The 15,702-nt window shown below is 58.7% G+C and carries 19 protein-coding genes and 1 tRNA gene; 8 read left to right on the top strand and 12 right to left on the bottom strand.

Annotated elements, in window-relative coordinates:
* Positions 1–137: 137 nt before the first annotated feature.
* The 6 genes from rplA to AB4K19_RS19925 all read right to left on the bottom strand — a co-directional run bounded on the left by rplA (position 138) and on the right by AB4K19_RS19925 (position 3,167).
* Positions 138–836 carry a 50S ribosomal protein L1 gene (gene rplA, locus AB4K19_RS19950; protein ID WP_375229973.1) on the bottom strand — a complete coding sequence of 233 codons (699 nt, stop codon included), beginning with the start codon at positions 834–836 and terminating at the stop codon, positions 138–140.
* Position 837: 1 nt separating this feature from the next.
* Complete coding sequence (rplK, locus tag AB4K19_RS19945; protein ID WP_375229972.1) at positions 838–1,263, bottom strand: 50S ribosomal protein L11; 426 nt, start codon at positions 1,261–1,263, stop codon at positions 838–840.
* 124 nt (positions 1,264–1,387) lie between these two features.
* Entirely contained in the window at positions 1,388–1,921 is a 534-nt protein-coding gene (gene nusG, locus AB4K19_RS19940) for a transcription termination/antitermination protein NusG (protein WP_298845311.1), read from the bottom strand.
* Positions 1,922–2,129: 208 nt separating this feature from the next.
* A complete protein-coding gene (gene secE / locus AB4K19_RS19935) occupies positions 2,130–2,324 on the bottom strand; it encodes a preprotein translocase subunit SecE (RefSeq protein WP_375229971.1) in 195 nt (64 codons plus the stop codon).
* A gap of 84 nt (positions 2,325–2,408) precedes the next feature.
* Positions 2,409–2,960 (bottom strand): hypothetical protein, encoded by a 552-nt coding sequence (locus AB4K19_RS19930; protein WP_375229970.1) that lies wholly within the window; start codon positions 2,958–2,960, stop codon positions 2,409–2,411.
* A gap of 131 nt (positions 2,961–3,091) precedes the next feature.
* Positions 3,092–3,167 (bottom strand) — tRNA-Trp (locus AB4K19_RS19925).
* Positions 3,168–3,465: 298 nt separating this feature from the next.
* Between AB4K19_RS19925 and AB4K19_RS19920 the strand changes: the two genes are divergently transcribed.
* Positions 3,466–3,615, top strand: coding sequence for a hypothetical protein (locus AB4K19_RS19920; protein WP_375229969.1), 150 nt, complete (start codon positions 3,466–3,468; stop codon positions 3,613–3,615).
* 193 nt (positions 3,616–3,808) lie between these two features.
* On the opposite strand, the gene tuf is transcribed toward AB4K19_RS19920, so the two are convergent.
* From tuf to AB4K19_RS19905, 3 genes are all read right to left on the bottom strand, one after another.
* Positions 3,809–4,984 (bottom strand): elongation factor Tu, encoded by a 1,176-nt coding sequence (gene tuf / locus AB4K19_RS19915; protein ID WP_375229968.1) that lies wholly within the window; start codon positions 4,982–4,984, stop codon positions 3,809–3,811.
* Between the two features lie 109 nt (positions 4,985–5,093).
* Positions 5,094–5,678: a hypothetical protein gene (locus tag AB4K19_RS19910; RefSeq protein WP_436398655.1), complete on the bottom strand. Its 585-nt coding sequence runs from the start codon at positions 5,676–5,678 to the stop codon at positions 5,094–5,096.
* Positions 5,679–5,805: 127 nt separating this feature from the next.
* Positions 5,806–8,109, bottom strand: coding sequence for a DNA topoisomerase IV subunit A (locus tag AB4K19_RS19905; protein ID WP_436398654.1), 2,304 nt, complete (start codon positions 8,107–8,109; stop codon positions 5,806–5,808).
* Positions 8,110–8,301: 192 nt separating this feature from the next.
* Between AB4K19_RS19905 and AB4K19_RS19900 the strand changes: the two genes are divergently transcribed.
* From AB4K19_RS19900 to AB4K19_RS19875, 6 genes are all read left to right on the top strand, one after another.
* Entirely contained in the window at positions 8,302–8,961 is a 660-nt protein-coding gene (locus tag AB4K19_RS19900) for an SH3 domain-containing protein (protein ID WP_375229964.1), read from the top strand.
* 59 nt (positions 8,962–9,020) lie between these two features.
* Complete coding sequence (locus AB4K19_RS19895; RefSeq protein WP_375229963.1) at positions 9,021–9,848, top strand: SDR family oxidoreductase; 828 nt, start codon at positions 9,021–9,023, stop codon at positions 9,846–9,848.
* An 82-nt stretch (positions 9,849–9,930) separates the two neighbouring features.
* Positions 9,931–10,122, top strand: coding sequence for a twin transmembrane helix small protein (locus AB4K19_RS19890; protein ID WP_375229962.1), 192 nt, complete (start codon positions 9,931–9,933; stop codon positions 10,120–10,122).
* Positions 10,123–10,137: 15 nt separating this feature from the next.
* Positions 10,138–10,710 carry a cob(I)yrinic acid a,c-diamide adenosyltransferase gene (locus AB4K19_RS19885; protein ID WP_436398652.1) on the top strand — a complete coding sequence of 191 codons (573 nt, stop codon included), beginning with the start codon at positions 10,138–10,140 and terminating at the stop codon, positions 10,708–10,710.
* Positions 10,711–10,900: 190 nt separating this feature from the next.
* Complete coding sequence (locus tag AB4K19_RS19880) at positions 10,901–11,659, top strand: electron transfer flavoprotein subunit beta/FixA family protein (RefSeq protein ID WP_375229961.1); 759 nt, start codon at positions 10,901–10,903, stop codon at positions 11,657–11,659.
* Complete coding sequence (locus tag AB4K19_RS19875; RefSeq protein WP_375229960.1) at positions 11,659–12,585, top strand: electron transfer flavoprotein subunit alpha/FixB family protein; 927 nt, start codon at positions 11,659–11,661, stop codon at positions 12,583–12,585. The genes AB4K19_RS19880 and AB4K19_RS19875 overlap by 1 nt, the downstream gene beginning before the upstream one ends.
* Before the next feature lie 57 nt (positions 12,586–12,642).
* Here the strand turns inward: AB4K19_RS19875 and AB4K19_RS19870 are convergent, their stop codons facing one another.
* On the bottom strand, positions 12,643–13,494 hold the full coding sequence (locus AB4K19_RS19870) for a DUF6473 family protein (RefSeq protein WP_375229959.1): 852 nt from the start codon (positions 13,492–13,494) through the stop codon (positions 12,643–12,645).
* Between the two features lie 138 nt (positions 13,495–13,632).
* Here AB4K19_RS19870 and AB4K19_RS19865 point away from each other — a divergent pair, with 138 nt between their 5' ends.
* Positions 13,633–14,508, top strand: coding sequence for a 3-hydroxybutyryl-CoA dehydrogenase (locus AB4K19_RS19865; RefSeq protein ID WP_375229958.1), 876 nt, complete (start codon positions 13,633–13,635; stop codon positions 14,506–14,508).
* A gap of 3 nt (positions 14,509–14,511) precedes the next feature.
* Here the strand turns inward: AB4K19_RS19865 and AB4K19_RS19860 are convergent, their stop codons facing one another.
* Entirely contained in the window at positions 14,512–15,390 is an 879-nt protein-coding gene (locus AB4K19_RS19860) for a lysophospholipid acyltransferase family protein (protein ID WP_375229957.1), read from the bottom strand.
* Between the two features lie 40 nt (positions 15,391–15,430).
* Positions 15,431–15,700, bottom strand: a complete 270-nt coding sequence (locus AB4K19_RS19855) for an HPr family phosphocarrier protein (RefSeq protein WP_375230944.1) — start codon at positions 15,698–15,700, stop codon at positions 15,431–15,433.
* Positions 15,701–15,702: the final 2 nt, after the last annotated feature.

Below are 15,702 nucleotides of genomic sequence, written 5' to 3'. Positions count from 1 at the left end.
CCGAAGGCCGGAATTTTCTCGTTTCCCATCTCAGGAAGGAATTATGCGGGGCGCGAACCCCGGACCCTCCGTCTCGGACAGAAGCAGGACCAGTATATCGGCCCTGCCTATCTGGCGGGTCACCCCGCCAAATCTGGTTACTCAGTTACGGCGTTATCGACCGAAACGGAGACGCCGGGGCCCATTGTGGAGCTCAGCGCGATTTTTTTCATGTAAGCACCCTTGGCACCTGTCGGCTTAGCCCGGGAGACCGCGCTCACAAACGCACGGATGTTCTCGACCAGCTTGGCTTCATCAAAGGACAGTTTGCCAACACCTGCGTGCACAACACCGCCTTTTTCAGCCTTGAACTGAACCTCGCCGCCTTTGGCTGCCTTGACGGCGGCCTCAACGTCCATGGTCACAGTGCCAACCTTGGGGTTCGGCATCAGGTTACGGGGGCCAAGCACTTTACCCAGACGGCCAACGATCGGCATCATGTCCGGGGTTGCGATGCAGCGATCAAATTCAATTTTGCCGCCCTGAACAGTTTCCATCAGGTCTTCGGCGCCGACGATGTCTGCACCTGCGGCCTGTGCTTCTTCAGCTTTCGGGCCGCGTGCGAAAACAGCAACGCGAACGGATTTGCCTGTGCCATTGGGCAGACCGACCACACCACGGACCATCTGGTCCGCGTGACGCGGGTCAACGCCGAGGTTCATCGCGATCTCGACAGTCTCATCGAATTTCACATTCGAATTGCCTTTGATCAGCGCGACGGCCTCTTCGACAGTCACATTCTCTTTGCCTGCAAAGGCTTCACGTGCTGCGCGGGTTCTTTTACCGAGTTTCGCCATCTTACTTCACCTCGATGCCCATAGAGCGGGCGGAGCCCAGGATGATCTGCATCGCGGCTTCAACAGAATTCGCGTTCAGATCTTTCATTTTCGCTTCTGCGATCTCACGGACCTGCTTGGATGTCACCGTGCCCACAGTCTCGCGGCTGGGGTTGTTTGCACCGGATTTCACTTTGGCAGCCTTCTTGAGATAGTAGGACGCGGGCGGCGTCTTGATATCCATCGTGAAGGATTTGTCCTGGTAATACTGGATCACGGTCGGGCACGGAGCGCCGGGCTCCATGTCTGCAGTCTTGGCGTTGAATGCCTTGCAGAACTCCATGATGTTGATGCCGCGCTGACCCAGCGCGGGGCCCACGGGCGGGGATGGATTTGCCTGCCCCGCAGGCACCTGCAGCTTCATGCTGCCAACGAGTTTCTTGGCCATTGGCCTTCTCCTTTTACAACCCCATGCCGGCGCGCCGGTCCGGGTTTATCGGCGGGCAACCCGCCAGTGTTGTCGTGGTCCGGTCCGGATGCCGCGGCACCCTCGCCTCCCACGCTTTGACACATCAGGTCTGCTTGTTGACCTGCGTGTATTCCAGTTCGACCGGGGTTTCCCGGCCAAAAATCGAAACCGACACCTTCAGGCGCTGGTTTTCGTCATCCACTTCCTCGATCATGCCGTCAAAGTCTTCAAACGGACCGTCGGCAACCTTGACCTTCTCACCCACTTCAAAGTGGATGAGCGTGCGCGGCGCTTCTTCGCCTTCCTGCACGCGGTTGAGGATGGCATTCACCTCAGCATCACGCATTGGCATCGGACGCCCCTGCGGACCAAGAAAGCCTGTGACACGGTTGATTGAGTTGATCAGGTGGTAGCCTTTGTCAGACATCTCCATGTGCACCAGCACATAGCCGGGCATAAAACGTCGCTCGGCCGTCACCTTCTTGCCGCGCCGTACTTCAATCACTTCTTCGGTCGGCACCAGCACTTCGTCGATCTGGTCCTCAAGGCCCTGTTCGGCCACGGATGTACGGATTTGCTCTGCGATCTTCTTTTCGAAGTTCGACAGGACACTGACCGAATACCACCGTTTTGCCATCTGATCCCTGATCCCTGTCTGCTTTCCAACGCCGGTGACGTCGTAAATTCCACTGCTTTTCAGGCGCTTACGCCCGCCCACCAGAACAAAAAATCGGCGCGCAACACGAATCGCCGCACGCCCTGTTTCTGGTCAGGGTTGCGGCATACTCCGCAGAGCCCAATGTTTCAAGAGGTTTCCGGTGATTTTTGACGCCTGCCGTTCAGCCTCAGCCGAACATCGTCAGCACCGCCTGCAGCCCGCCCCGGATAATAATATCCACGGTTGCGAAAAACACCGCAAAGAGCGCCGACAGGATAAACACCATCACAGTTGTCAGCATCACCTCGCGGCGGGTGGGCCACACGACCTTCGACACTTCGGCACGTGTCTGCTGAATAAACTGGAACGGGTTCATGGCCATGGATCACCTGACTGCTTGCTGTGCCCGTCGCACATAGCCAGAGCCATAGGGGATTTCAAGTATGTTTCGCCCGGGGTCTGGCTGCTACAGCCTGCTCAGTCTGTCCGTCAGGACAGCATCATGGCGTTCTGTGGCAGCCGCGATCCCACGCACATCCGGCAGGCGCAGGCGCTGCGCCAGGCTTTCGGGCAAAAGGCCCGTCAGCCGGTTCCATCGCCTTGCTGCCACCCAAAGGCGGACACGCAGCACCCGACCGGTATCTGGTGCCCATCGGCACAGGATCGCAATACATCCCAGCGCGCGCGCCCAGAAAGCTTCGTGACCCATGCCAAAATAGGCGAGAAGCACGCTGGCCAGGATTAACAGTCCAATGCCTGCAACCAGCCCCGGCTGCAGCAGCACCAAAAGCACAGCGGCCGTCAGAAGGACAGATCTCCTGTCGGGTCGGTAGCTCCGGACCGCGCTGATCAATCGACCGGCGACGGGCCAACGCTGTGTTTCACTGTGCTTCACGGCGGCATCTGTCGCCTCAATGTCAGACGCGGTTTCCTGCTCTGCCGAGAGCAGATCGCGCACCGCGGCAGTTTCAGGATCTGTTTCTCCGGTGCCACAATCTGCATTGACGTCCGCCGACATGCGCAATTCCTCGTATCGCCTCCCAAAAACAGGGTCAGACACATATCGGGCAAAAGAAGGGCGCCAGGATGGCCGGAAAACGTCAACGGCTCCTGCCGGAGCGGTGATATTCATCGCGATGTCGCTGGAGGTGGCAGGGGCTGAGGGACTCGAACCCACGACCCTCGGTTTTGGAGACCGATGCTCTACCAACTGAGCTAAACCCCTGTACCGCGGAGTGGCCTATTAGGATTCCATCCCTTGTTCAAGAGGGATCGCGCAGGCGGTTAAGAAAAAGCGTAGTCAGCAGCCATAACGTCCGCGGCGCTAGCCGACGTTCCGGGCTTTCATTTTACGTCCTGCGAAAAAATTTCTGCCTGTGTGAACTGCATTACGGAATCGGTTCCGGCGCCGGTGTACAGTGTTGTCATACCGGACGTAACACACCGGTTGAGACTGAAAACCTTAAAGTTCGCTAATGAGTAAACTGGTTCATTTTTCACAAACGGATAAGGGAAATGCCGCTATGACATTCAGAACAACCGCCATCATCACCGCACTGTCCACACTTCTGATGGGTTGTGCTGATACCGGCTATTACCCCCTGTCCGGTCAGGAAATCGGCGCAACGGATCAGGTGCAGTTTATGTCTCCTCCCAACGTAACCCGCTACTGATCAGCGCCGCCTGCCGCGGTTCCTGAAATTCGGGGCCATCGGATCAAACCGGTGGCCTCTTTCCCCCCCCGCACAAAAAACGGCACCCGGGGATACCGGGTGCCGCTTGTCAGTTCTGACACGGCAGAGACCCTGCCGCGCACACAGGGTTATTCTGTGATCCTGGACACGCTTTTCTTTGCGCGTCCGTGGATCACTCCGTGATCTTGGACACAACGCCCGCGCCAACGGTGCGGCCGCCTTCGCGGATCGCAAAGCGCAGACCGTTTTCCATCGCGATCGGCGCGATCAGCTCAACGCCAAAGGACACGTTGTCGCCCGGCATCACCATCTCGGTGCCTTCGCCCAGCTGAACCGTGCCGGTCACGTCGGTGGTCCGGAAGTAGAACTGCGGACGGTAGTTCGCGAAGAACGGCGTGTGACGGCCACCCTCTTCCTTGGTCAGGATATAGGCTTCCGCCTCAAACTTGGTGTGCGGCGTCACGGAACCCGGCTTGCACAGAACCTGACCACGCTCAACGCCGTCACGGTCGATGCCGCGCAGCAGTGCGCCGATGTTGTCGCCCGCTTCACCACGGTCCAGCAGCTTGCGGAACATCTCAACACCTGTGCAGGTGGTCTTTTTGGTGTCGCGGATGCCCACGATCTCGATCTCGTCGCCCACGTTGATCACGCCACGCTCAACACGCCCCGTAACAACGGTACCACGGCCGGAGATCGAGAACACGTCCTCAACCGGCATCAGGAACGGCTGGTCAACCGCACGCTCAGGCGTCGGGATGTAGTCATCCACAGCTGCCATCAGCTTTTTGATCGACTCTTCACCGATCTCAGGGTTGTTGCCTTCCATCGCCGCCAGCGCGGAACCCGGGATCACCGGAATGTCGTCGCCCGGGTACTCGTAAGAGGACAGCAGCTCGCGGATTTCCATTTCCACCAGCTCCAGCAGCTCTTCGTCGTCAACCTGGTCAACCTTGTTCATGTAAACAACGATCTGCGGGATGCCGACCTGACGGCCCAGCAGGATGTGCTCGCGCGTCTGCGGCATCGGGCCGTCCGCTGCGTTCACAACCAGGATCGCGCCGTCCATCTGCGCCGCACCGGTGATCATATTCTTAACGTAGTCCGCGTGACCCGGGCAGTCCACGTGCGCGTAGTGACGGTTCTCCGTCTCATACTCAACGTGCGCCGTCGAAATGGTGATCCCGCGGGCTTTCTCTTCGGGCGCGCCGTCAATCTGGTCGTACGCCTGGAAATCGCCGAAATACTTCGTGATCGCAGCCGTCAGCGTCGTCTTGCCGTGGTCAACGTGACCAATCGTGCCGATGTTTACGTGCGGTTTCGTCCGTTCAAACTTTGCCTTTGCCATGAGTGTGGCGCCCTTTTTTCTGAGGGGTCACGTCCGCGACCCAGTCGTTCACATGGCGCGGCATGTATTGGCATCTGACAGGAAAATCAAGCACGACGTGCACTGTTGCTCAGCGCTCCGCCGGTTCTTCCTCTTCGCCAGTGTCTGTCACTGCATTTTCGGTGAACCAGCCGTACTCGGCTTTCTGCGCCAGCAGATAATTTTCAATCGCCTTGGCGACGCTGCGCGACATCTCTTCGAGCTGCTGATCTCCGGTTTTCAGGAGTCCGGAGCCAAATACATTCTGACCAGACAGCTCTTCGAGTACGGTGATCTGTTCCGGTTCGGTATTGAGCTTCGATCCCAGCGCATCGTCCCAGACAGTCAACTGCACGATCATCGCTGATTTTGGTGAGAGCAGGACCGGGATACCGGGCTGTGCAAGCACATAGGCTTCAACGCTCAGGCCGAAGTGATAGTCCTTGGGGCCATCATACCGGTCAAATCTCTCGGCGATCGCCGACTGTATCGAAGCGGTCAGTTCATCAACCGGAACCTCGCGACTTGCAGGGCCCTTTGCGACCTTGGGCGCGACCACGACGTTGTGCCCAAGGCTGAAGTCTCCCAATGGCACAGGCGGCTCATTGATATCCGAACTGTTGACACATGCTGAAAGCGCCACCGCGCCCAGCAGCCAGACTGCTTTTCTGATCATGACCTGCCCTCTTTTCCTGCCTGATCAAGTGCTAGCGCATGGCATGGTCCAGTGCAATGCACCCCGCCTGTGACGCGGGACGATCCGCGTTCATATGCCGGTGCGGTGCGGGACCAGTAAGGGACAGTCAGGTGAAACGGTTATCTCTCGGGAAACCGCGTGGTGCCATGCGTCCGGCACTGGCCCGCTTGCCCGTCCATTCTGCCAGATCGGTCTCAGTCCGGGTGCGGCCCGCCGGATCCAGCCAGCTGAGGCCTTCTTCCCGGTCAAAGGTCGTCGCATCCGACAGTCCGCCGTCTTTGTATTTTTGCAGACGTACACCTTTGCCGCGTCCCATTTCGGGCAGTTCGCCGAGGTCAAAGACAAGCACTTTGCGGTTTTCACCCACTACGGCAACACTATTTCCGCTGACCGGTCTGCACACCAGCGCGCGGGTGTCCCCGCGGACGTTCAGCACCTGCTTGCCATTGCGGGTCTGCGCGATTACGTCGTTTTCCGGAACAACAAAACCGTCGCCTGCGCTGGAGGCCACCAGAAGCCTGCGATCCGGGCTGTGCGTGAGGATCGTCACGATGTCCGCCTCATTCGGCAGGTCGACCATCAGACGCAGCGGCTCGCCCATGCCCCGCCCGCCGGGCAGGTTGGAGGCTGAGACGGTGTAGAACCGGCCGTTGCTGCCAAAAACGAGCAGCCTGTCTGTGGTTTCCGCATGAAATATGAATCGGGGACCATCGCCGTCTTTGAACTTCAGCTCGCGGTTCAGATCGATGTGTCCGGTCATCGCGCGAACCCAGCCCATCTGAGAACAGACAACGGTGATCGGCTCGCGGTCGATCATTGCCTCGATCGGGACGTCTTCGACCTCGCCCGCTTCGGCAAATCCGGTCCGGCGGGCGCCGCCTTCCCAGTCCTTGCCAAACTGCTTTTTGGTTTCGCGCAGCTGGGCCGCAATGCTGTCCCACTGCAGAGACGGGTTCTCGAGAAGATCCTCAAGGCCCGCGCGCTCTTCCATCAGCGCTTCCTGCTCGCGCAGCAGTTCCATCTCCTCAAGGCGGCGCAGCGAGCGCAGCCTCATGTTCAGGATGGCCTCAGCCTGCAGCTCACTCAGCTCGCCCTCGCCCGGCGGCGGCGACACATAGTCCGCCTCGTCCTGCGCCCGGACATGGGTCCTGCCCCAGTCCTCGCGCATCAGAGCCGCCTTCGGGTCATCATCATAGCGGATAATGTCAATCACACGGTCGAGGTTCAGGAAGGCGATCACAAAGCCTTCAAGCACTTCCAGACGGTGATCGATCTTTTCCATCCGGTGGGTCGAGCGCCGGATCAGAACTTCCCGCCGGTGATCAAGGAAAGCGCGCAACACCTCTTTCATCGAGCAGACTTTGGGTGTTACGCCGTCAATCAGCACGTTCATGTTGAGCGAGAACCGTACTTCCAGATCGGAATTCCGGAACAGCATGCCCATCAGAACTTCAGGATCCACATTCTTGGAGCGGGGCTCCAGAATCATCCGGATGTCATCTGCACTTTCGTCGCGGACATCCGCCAGGATCGGGATTTTCTTGGTCTGGATGACTTCAGCGATCTTTTCGATCAGTTTCGATTTCTGGACCTGGTACGGGATCTCGGTGACAACGATCTGCCACTGACCGCGGCCCAGATCCTCTACTTCCCACCGGCACCGCAACCGGAATGAGCCACGGCCCGTGCGGTAGGCGGTCGCGATATTTTCCGGCGGTTCAACGATCACCCCACCAGTCGGGAAATCGGGTCCGGGCACATAATTCAACAGCGTATCGTCGCGCGCATCCGGTGTTCTGATCAGATGGATGCAGGCATCGCAAAGCTCTGCGATGTTGTGCGGCGGGATGTTGGTCGCCATGCCAACCGCAATCCCTGATGCGCCATTGGCCAGCAGATTTGGAAACTGGGCCGGCAACACGACGGGCTCAGTCAGCGTTCCGTCATAGTTTTCACGAAAATCGACCGCGTTCTCGTTCAGCCCTTCGAGCAACGCCTCGGCCACAGCCGTCATGCGCGCCTCGGTGTACCGGCTGGCGGCAGGGTTGTCGCCGTCGATGTTGCCAAAGTTGCCCTGTCCGTCCACGAGCGGATAGCGCACGTTGAAGTCCTGCGCGAGACGCGCCATCGCGTCATAGATCGCAGCGTCCCCGTGCGGATGGTAGTTCCCCATCACGTCGCCGGAGATCTTCGCTGACTTGCGGAATCCCCCGGTCGAAGACAACCGCAGCTCGCGCATCGCATACAGGATACGGCGGTGAACCGGTTTCAGCCCATCGCGTGCATCCGGCAGCGCGCGGTGCATAATTGTGCTCAGCGCATACGTGAGATAGCGCTCGCCCAGCGCCCGGCGCAGCGGTTCTGAAAGGTCCCTGGAGACCGGCTCGGAGGTATCAGTATCGTCAGCCATTGCCCTTGTGTAACGAGCCTCCTGAGGGGCGACAAGCGGCATATCGTGCGCGTCGTTACATGAGTGCAACACAGCACGCTTGATGTTTTTTCCGCGTTTTTCCCACTCCCGGAAAAAAAATCGGTCTGATAGGAACCTTCACGGCTGACGATGTGCTAGGATCCGAAGCCTCAGGGAGTGGGATGTTACGTTATGAAGTTGTTTTTTGTTCTTGTACTTGGATTTCTGACCCTCGGCTTTTACGAGCTGAGCGGTGGTGCCGCGTTCGATCCGGCGAAGGCCCGCGAAGCTGCCGTTCTGCAGCGGATACAGGACGCGGCTGACAGAACACCAGCGCCTGTGACAGTTGCCGAACTCCCCGCGCAGCCGGAACCTCAACCGGTTCGTACAGCCCAGGCGAACACGGGCGTTACTGTGACACGCGCGGCGCTGAACCTCACTTCCTTTGAAGACGTCGCGACCTCTGCCATTGCCCCGGAGCCCGTGCTTGAAGCAGAGCAGAAACTCGCCCCAGCCTCTGACGAAGCCGTTGTAACGCCCGTTATTGCGCGCGGTCTTTCGTTGGAAGCCGCCCCCACGGGACCGTCTGATGATGGCACCATTGAAAGCCTGATTTTCCCCGGCAACACGTCATCTTCATCGGACGCAGAACCTGCACCCGATGTCCGTACCGTTGCAGGTAATCTTGTGAATGTGCGCGGTGGTCCGGGCACAGCATACAAGGTCGTCAATCAGCTGCGGCGCGATGCCATGGTCGAGATCATCGCCGACAACGGTGCCGGATGGGTGCAGCTGCGCCCGATCGATGGCAGCCCGGCGGGATGGATGGCAGATTTCCTGCTCAACGACTGACGGCATTGCACTGCTCAGCCGGAACGGGCATTCCCTGCGGGTGACCAAAGGGGGCCAGCATGCAGAAATCGATTCTCATTACCGGGTGTTCTTCGGGTATCGGATACGCAGCGGCGACGGGCTTGCACAATGATGGCTGGCGCGTCTTTGCGTCCTGCCGGAAACAGGAAGACTGCGACAGGCTGAAAGCCGAAAGTTTTGAAAGCCCGCTGATTGACTACACGGACAGCACAACGATCGCCGCCGGTCTGAAGGAAGTCCTGGATGCAACAGGGGGCACGCTTGACGCGCTGTTCAATAATGGCGCACACGGCACGCCCGGAGCGGTCGAAGATCTGCCAACGGACGCCCTGCGCGCGATCTTTGAGGCAAACTTTTTTGGCTGGCATGAGCTGACCCGCGCGCTGATCCCTGTAATGCGCAGGCAGGGTCACGGGCGTATCATTCAGTGCTCGTCCGTCCTTGGCTTCATCACGCTCCCCTGGCGCGGCGCATACAATGCCACGAAGTTCGCTCTTGAAGGCCTCACCGACACGATGCGGATCGAAATGCGCGATACGGGTCTGCATTTTGTCCTGATTGAACCCGGGCCAGTCACGTCAAAGATCCGCGAAAACTCCATCCCCCATTTCGAGCGCTGGATCGACTGGCAGAACTCGGCGCGGCGGGATGTCTATGAAAACAAGCTGCGCAAGCGCCTTTATCACAGCACCGGGCCTGACAAATTCGAGTTGCCAGCCGAAGCTGTTGTCGAAAAACTGCGCCATGCACTCACCGCACCACGCCCGAAACCGCGCTATTACGTGACTACCCCAACCTATATCATGGGAACACTGCGCCGCATTCTGCCAACCCGCGCGCTCGACTGGGTCTTGTCACGCACCTGAAACCACGATTACCCGTCGCACCGGCCTCGCCTTTCGCGCCGCGCCACCTACATGCAAGCCGAACCAGAAAAGGACATCTGCTGTGGACCCGCTATTCATACTTGTCGTCATCGCCTGTCTCGCCGTCGTCGTCATCCTGATGTTCGGGCTGGGCGGATTCGCAGGCGGCGGAAAATTCAACCGGGAGAACTCGAACAAACTGATGCGCTGGCGTATCGGCGCACAGTTCATCGCCGTCCTGCTGATCCTTATATACGTTTACTTCCGCAACTGAGGAGGCTGACCGGGAATGGTCGTTCTGAACAAAATTTACACCAAGACCGGCGACGCCGGCGAAACCGCACTGGGCAATGGCGCACGCGTGGCGAAACACTCACTTCGGGTGACGGCGTACGGGACCTCCGATGAGCTGAATTCCTTTGTAGGCGTCGCACGGCTCGAAGCCACTGGCGATCTCGACAAAGCGCTGAGCCGCATTCAGAATGACCTGTTCGACATCGGCGCAGACCTGTGCCGGCCCGATATGGAGCTCGATGCAGAGGCTGAATATCCCCCCCTGCGTGTGGTGGATGCTCAGGTCGAAAGACTTGAAAGCGAGATCGATGCCATGAACGCAGATCTCGAAGCGCTGCGCAGCTTCATCCTGCCCGGTGGCTCTGTTCTGGCAGCACACCTGCATGTCTGCCGCACGGTGTCCCGTCGCGCCGAGCGTCTCTGTGTCGAGCTGGCCACGATGGAAGCGATCAACCCGGCAGCAGTGAAATACCTCAACCGTCTCAGCGACTGGTTCTTTGTCGCGGCCCGTACGGCCAACAACGGCGGCAAAGACGATGTGCTCTGGGTGCCGGGCGCAAACCGCTGAAACCTTCCGGTGCGCGTAGCGCATCGGAAACTTTTGCCCCGAAATCCGAATTTCACAAAAAACGCGGCGTTCCTGTGCCGGAACGCGACGATTTTGCACTGTTTCCGCTGCCCTGTCGCGGGTAAACCACCGTTCAGAAAACGAGGAACTCGCACGGGGGTGTGAGTCGCAACCAAGGAGAGATGCGCCAATGAAGGTTCTGGTACCTGTCAAACGCGTGATCGATTACAACGTGAAAGTGCGCGTGAAAGCGGACGGTTCGGGTGTCGATCTTGCCAATGTGAAAATGTCGATGAACCCTTTCGACGAGATTTCGGTCGAGCAGGCGATCCGCCTGAAAGAAGCAGGTCAGGCCGACGAAGTGGTCGTCGTATCCGTTGGCGTCAAGCAAAGCCAGGAAACCCTGCGCACCGCTCTGGCGATGGGCGCAGACCGCGCGATCCTGGTTGTTGCAGCAGACGACGTGCACAATGACATCGAACCGCTGGCAGTTGCCAAAATCCTCAAAGCGATTGTCGATGAGGAACAGCCGGGTCTGGTCCTGTGCGGCAAACAGGCCATCGACAACGACATGAACGCCACCGGCCAGATGCTGTCGGCACTGATGGGCTGGTCCCAGGCGACATTTGCCTCCGAGGTTGCTGTTGAGGGCGACAAAGCCGTCGTCACACGCGAAGTCGACGGTGGTCTGCAAACTGTTAAGGTCAGTATGCCCACAGTGATCACTGTGGATCTGCGCCTCAACGAGCCCCGCTATGCGTCCCTGCCAAACATCATGAAAGCCAAGAAGAAGCCGCTGGATGAGAAAACCGCCGCTGACTACGGCGTAGATGTCGCCCCCCGCCTCGAAGTCGTGAAGACGGTCGAGCCGGAAGCGCGTGCAGCCGGTATCAAAGTGGGCTCGGTTGAAGAGCTTGTGGCTAAACTCAAAGAAGCGGGGGCTGTGTAATGGCTGTTCTTCTCCTTGCAGAAATCAACGACGGCGAACTGGCGATGGACGCCACAGCCAAGGCGGTTACAGCGGCTCAGGCTCTGGGCGATGTAACCGTGCTGGCCACAGGGGCCACCTGTGCTGCTGCGGCCGCTGAGGCAGCCACCATTGAAGGCGTGGCAAAAGTGCTCTGCGCCGAAGATGCGCTATATGGCAAGCGCCTTGCAGAGCCGGTTGCGGACCTTATCGTTTCCCTGTCCGGCGACTATTCGCACATTGTGGCCCCAGCCACGACCGACGCCAAAAACATCATGCCGCGCGTTGCAGCGCTGATGGACGTCATGGTGATCTCTGACGCGACCGCGGTGGTGGATGCGGACACCTTCGAGCGTCCGATTTATGCCGGTAACGCAATGCAGACTGTGAAGTCTGCTGATGCGAAAAAGGTCGTCACCTTCCGTGGCTCCACCTTTGATGCAGCGGGCACAGGCGGATCCGCGGCCGTTGAAAACATCGGTGCCGCGGCCAACCCGGGTCTGAGCGAATGGGTCGAGGACAAGGTTGCGGAATCAGACCGCCCCGAACTTACATCGGCAGGCGTTGTTGTTTCCGGTGGTCGTGGCGTCGGCTCCGAAGAGGACTTCGCACTGATCGAGAAACTGGCCGACAAACTCGGTGCTGCTGTCGGCGCATCGCGCGCTGCGGTGGACTCCGGTTATGCACCGAACGACTGGCAGGTCGGTCAGACCGGCAAGGTAGTTGCCCCTGATCTTTATGTCGCGGTTGGTATTTCCGGTGCGATCCAGCACCTTGCCGGCATGAAAGACAGCAAAATCATCGTTGCGATCAACAAAGATGAAGAAGCGCCGATCTTCCAGGTTGCAGACTACGGCCTCGTGGCGGATCTGTTTTCCGCAGTTCCTGAACTCATCGAGAAAATCTGACCTGTTCCGGTCAAATCTACAGGAAAGGCCGCTCGTTTCCGGGCGGCCTTTTTCGTTTCAGACAAATTCGTTCAGAAGCGGTTCAATCGCCCGTGCCACTTCACCATGTGCCTGTGGGCCCAGCATCTCCTTGGCGGCCACCGCTTCCAGCTCGCTGAAAACCATGCCCGTCGTTCCGGCCGCCACTGCCTCCGGCGTGGCAATCACCTCGACAAGGCCAGCCAGTTCCGGGCGGATCTCCTCCAGCATTTCCCGCGTAACAAAAAGCGGGTCACGCCCCCGCGCAGAGGCTTTGTCGCTCTGCTCTTCGGTCATCGGCGCATGATCCGCAACCCAGGCCAGAACCACCGGACCATCCACCTTGCGCAGCAACAGGCGCATCCGGGCCAGCCACGCGGCCTGCACTTCGGCGCGCACAACCGAAAAACGGTCTTCGCTGGTTTCCTGCAAACAGTTCAGCATGTGCCGGTTGAAATGAAACTCCGCGAAGTCCACCTCAGGGAAAACCATTTTCAGAAGCGGCGAGGCCGTCACGAACCGGTCATTCCGTCTCGGGTGCACCGAATAAAACCGGTTTGACAGATTTTGAGCGCCTACAACCTGGACAACCGTCAGTTTCGCCCCGCAGGCAGCATCAATCAGTGCGGCATCATTGACGAAAACATCTATGCCCGCGTTCGGAATGCCGAAATTCACGCAGTTCACACCCAGACCACTTTCGATCAGCGCCGGAAACGGGGCTTTGATGAACTTTCCGTAGGTTTCGGTCCCTCCAAGGAACGCAACATAGGGCGCGTCAAGACGCCGCTTTGGCCCCCGGAACAGAAGCTTTGAATTCCCATAGCAACAGGGCGCATAATCAAGCGCCCCTGTGCTCATCACATCATAGGTCATAACCCACCTTTTCATTCACCCGATCCCTCTATGCCTCCGGAACCCTTCAAAATTCTTAAAGCGCCAATTTGACCTGTATAATTCGTGGTGCGCAGCCTTGCGGGTGCCCCCGCCCCGGCCTTACAGTGCGCAGGTCAACAAGAGGCTGGGCGCATGGAAATCAAATCAGTTGGTATTGTCGGTGCGGGTCAGATGGGCAATGGCATCGCTCATGTGATGGCGCTCGCCGGATACGATGTCCTGCTCAACGATATCAGTCAGGACGCGCTGGATGCAGCGGTCGTGCTGATGACGGGCAATATGGACCGCCAGGTCGGGCGTGGGAAAATCACGCCGGAAGAACAGGCAGCAGCACTTTCGCGGGTGAAGCCGACCACGACGCTCAGCGATCTGGGGCAGACGGATCTGATTATCGAGGCCGCCACAGAGCGTGAAACCGTCAAACAGGCCATTTTTGAGGATCTCGTCCCACACCTGCAGCCGCATACGATCCTGACGTCCAACACATCCTCAATATCGATTACACGGCTGGCCAGCCGCACAGACAGGCCTGAAAAGTTCATGGGGTTTCACTTTATGAACCCTGTGCCCGTGATGCAGCTTGTCGAGCTGATACGCGGCATTGCGACGGATGAACCAACGTTCAGCGCCTGCAAAGAAGTTGTGGAGCGTCTGAACAAAACCGCCGCCTCAGCCGAGGATTTTCCGGCCTTCATCGTGAACCGCATTCTGATGCCGATGATCAACGAGGCGGTTTATACGCTTTACGAGGGTGTTGGCAGCGTTCAGTCGATCGACAGCTCTCTGCGTCTCGGTGCGAACCATCCGATGGGCCCGCTTGAACTGGCGGATTTTATCGGTCTGGATACATGCCTTGCCATCATGAACGTGCTGCACGACGGGCTTGCGGATACCAAGTACCGCCCCTGCCCGTTGCTTACAAAGTATGTCGAAGCCGGATGGCTTGGCCGGAAAACGCAGCGCGGATTTTACGACTATCGCGGAGAAGTGCCGGTCCCGACCCGCTGAGCGTCAGTCCTTCAGGGACAACGTGTGTTCGCGCAGCCAGGTCATAAAGCCGCGCGGGTCATCTGCCCATTTCTCTACGGTTTCCGGGTCAAGCGGATGACCCACCACAGGCGCCTGCGGCTTGTCAAATGCGTGCACCACTTCGTGCAGCAACAGTCCCTGCCGCAGCATCGGCGAAATCCTGTTCGCGATCTGATAGGCCCGCGAATTCTGACCCGGAAAGCGGATCGGCACGACAGTTGCGCCCGACCGACGGATCAGTTTTGCCGTAAACACATTCCACTCAGCCTCAATAGCGGGGCCAAACCAGGTCTCAGACGCCGCAACCGAACCGGAGGGAAACAGTGCGACGACACCACCATCAGCAAGATGCGACATTGCTTTGGCCCGCATTTCGACGCCTTTGCGCTGAGCGTCTTCGTCATGCGGAAACGGTACCGGGATCATATAGGAGCCCGCCACTTCATCGATCGCCGTCAGCAGTGACCGAGTCAGAATTCGGTAATCCGAACGGACCCGCCCGATCAGATCGGCAAAAATCATGCCGTCGATCATGCCATGCGGATGGTTTGATACAACAATCACCGGTCCCTCTTTGGGGAAGCGGTCCAGCTGGTACTGGGGCGTCTGCAGTTCAATCCCCATGACATCCAGCGCGGCCCGCCAGAAGGCCTGTCCCTGAGGTGCACCGCGACGTTCAAATTCCTGAACCTTACGCAGAATTGTCAGCTTGCCGGTCAGCGCTTCGATCACTTTGATCACCGCGGACTGCAGCGGGTCATCGAAGGTAGACGCATAAGAAAGACTGCGGCGGTCGTACTTGGAAAAGTCCGCCTTTGCGGGTTTTTCCGCCTGACTGATCTCTTGTGAGCTGTCCGTCACTGACACGCCCCCGGTCTGTTGCTGGCCCTGCGCTGCGCGCTCAGGCCTCTTCGCCGAATTTGCCCGACACCAGATCTTTCAGCGCCTCGGAAAGCGCTTCGGCCTCTGGCCCGGTCGTTTCAATGTCAATAAAGGTTCCGCGGGAAGCTGCCAACATCAAAAGCCCCATAATACTGTCACCTGATGCAGTCATACCATCCTTCGAAACCTCAGCACTGGCATCGAAACCCTCGACGACTTCGACGAGTTTTGCGGACGCCCGGGCATGAAGACCTTTTTCGTTTTCAATTTTGACGGTGCAACGGATCATGC

The organism is Roseobacter phycocola, from assembly GCF_042055075.2.
GTDB lineage: Bacteria > Pseudomonadota > Alphaproteobacteria > Rhodobacterales > Rhodobacteraceae > Roseobacter.
The sequence above is the reverse complement of the archived record's forward strand: the minus strand, read 5'-3'. Positions and strand labels throughout refer to the sequence as shown.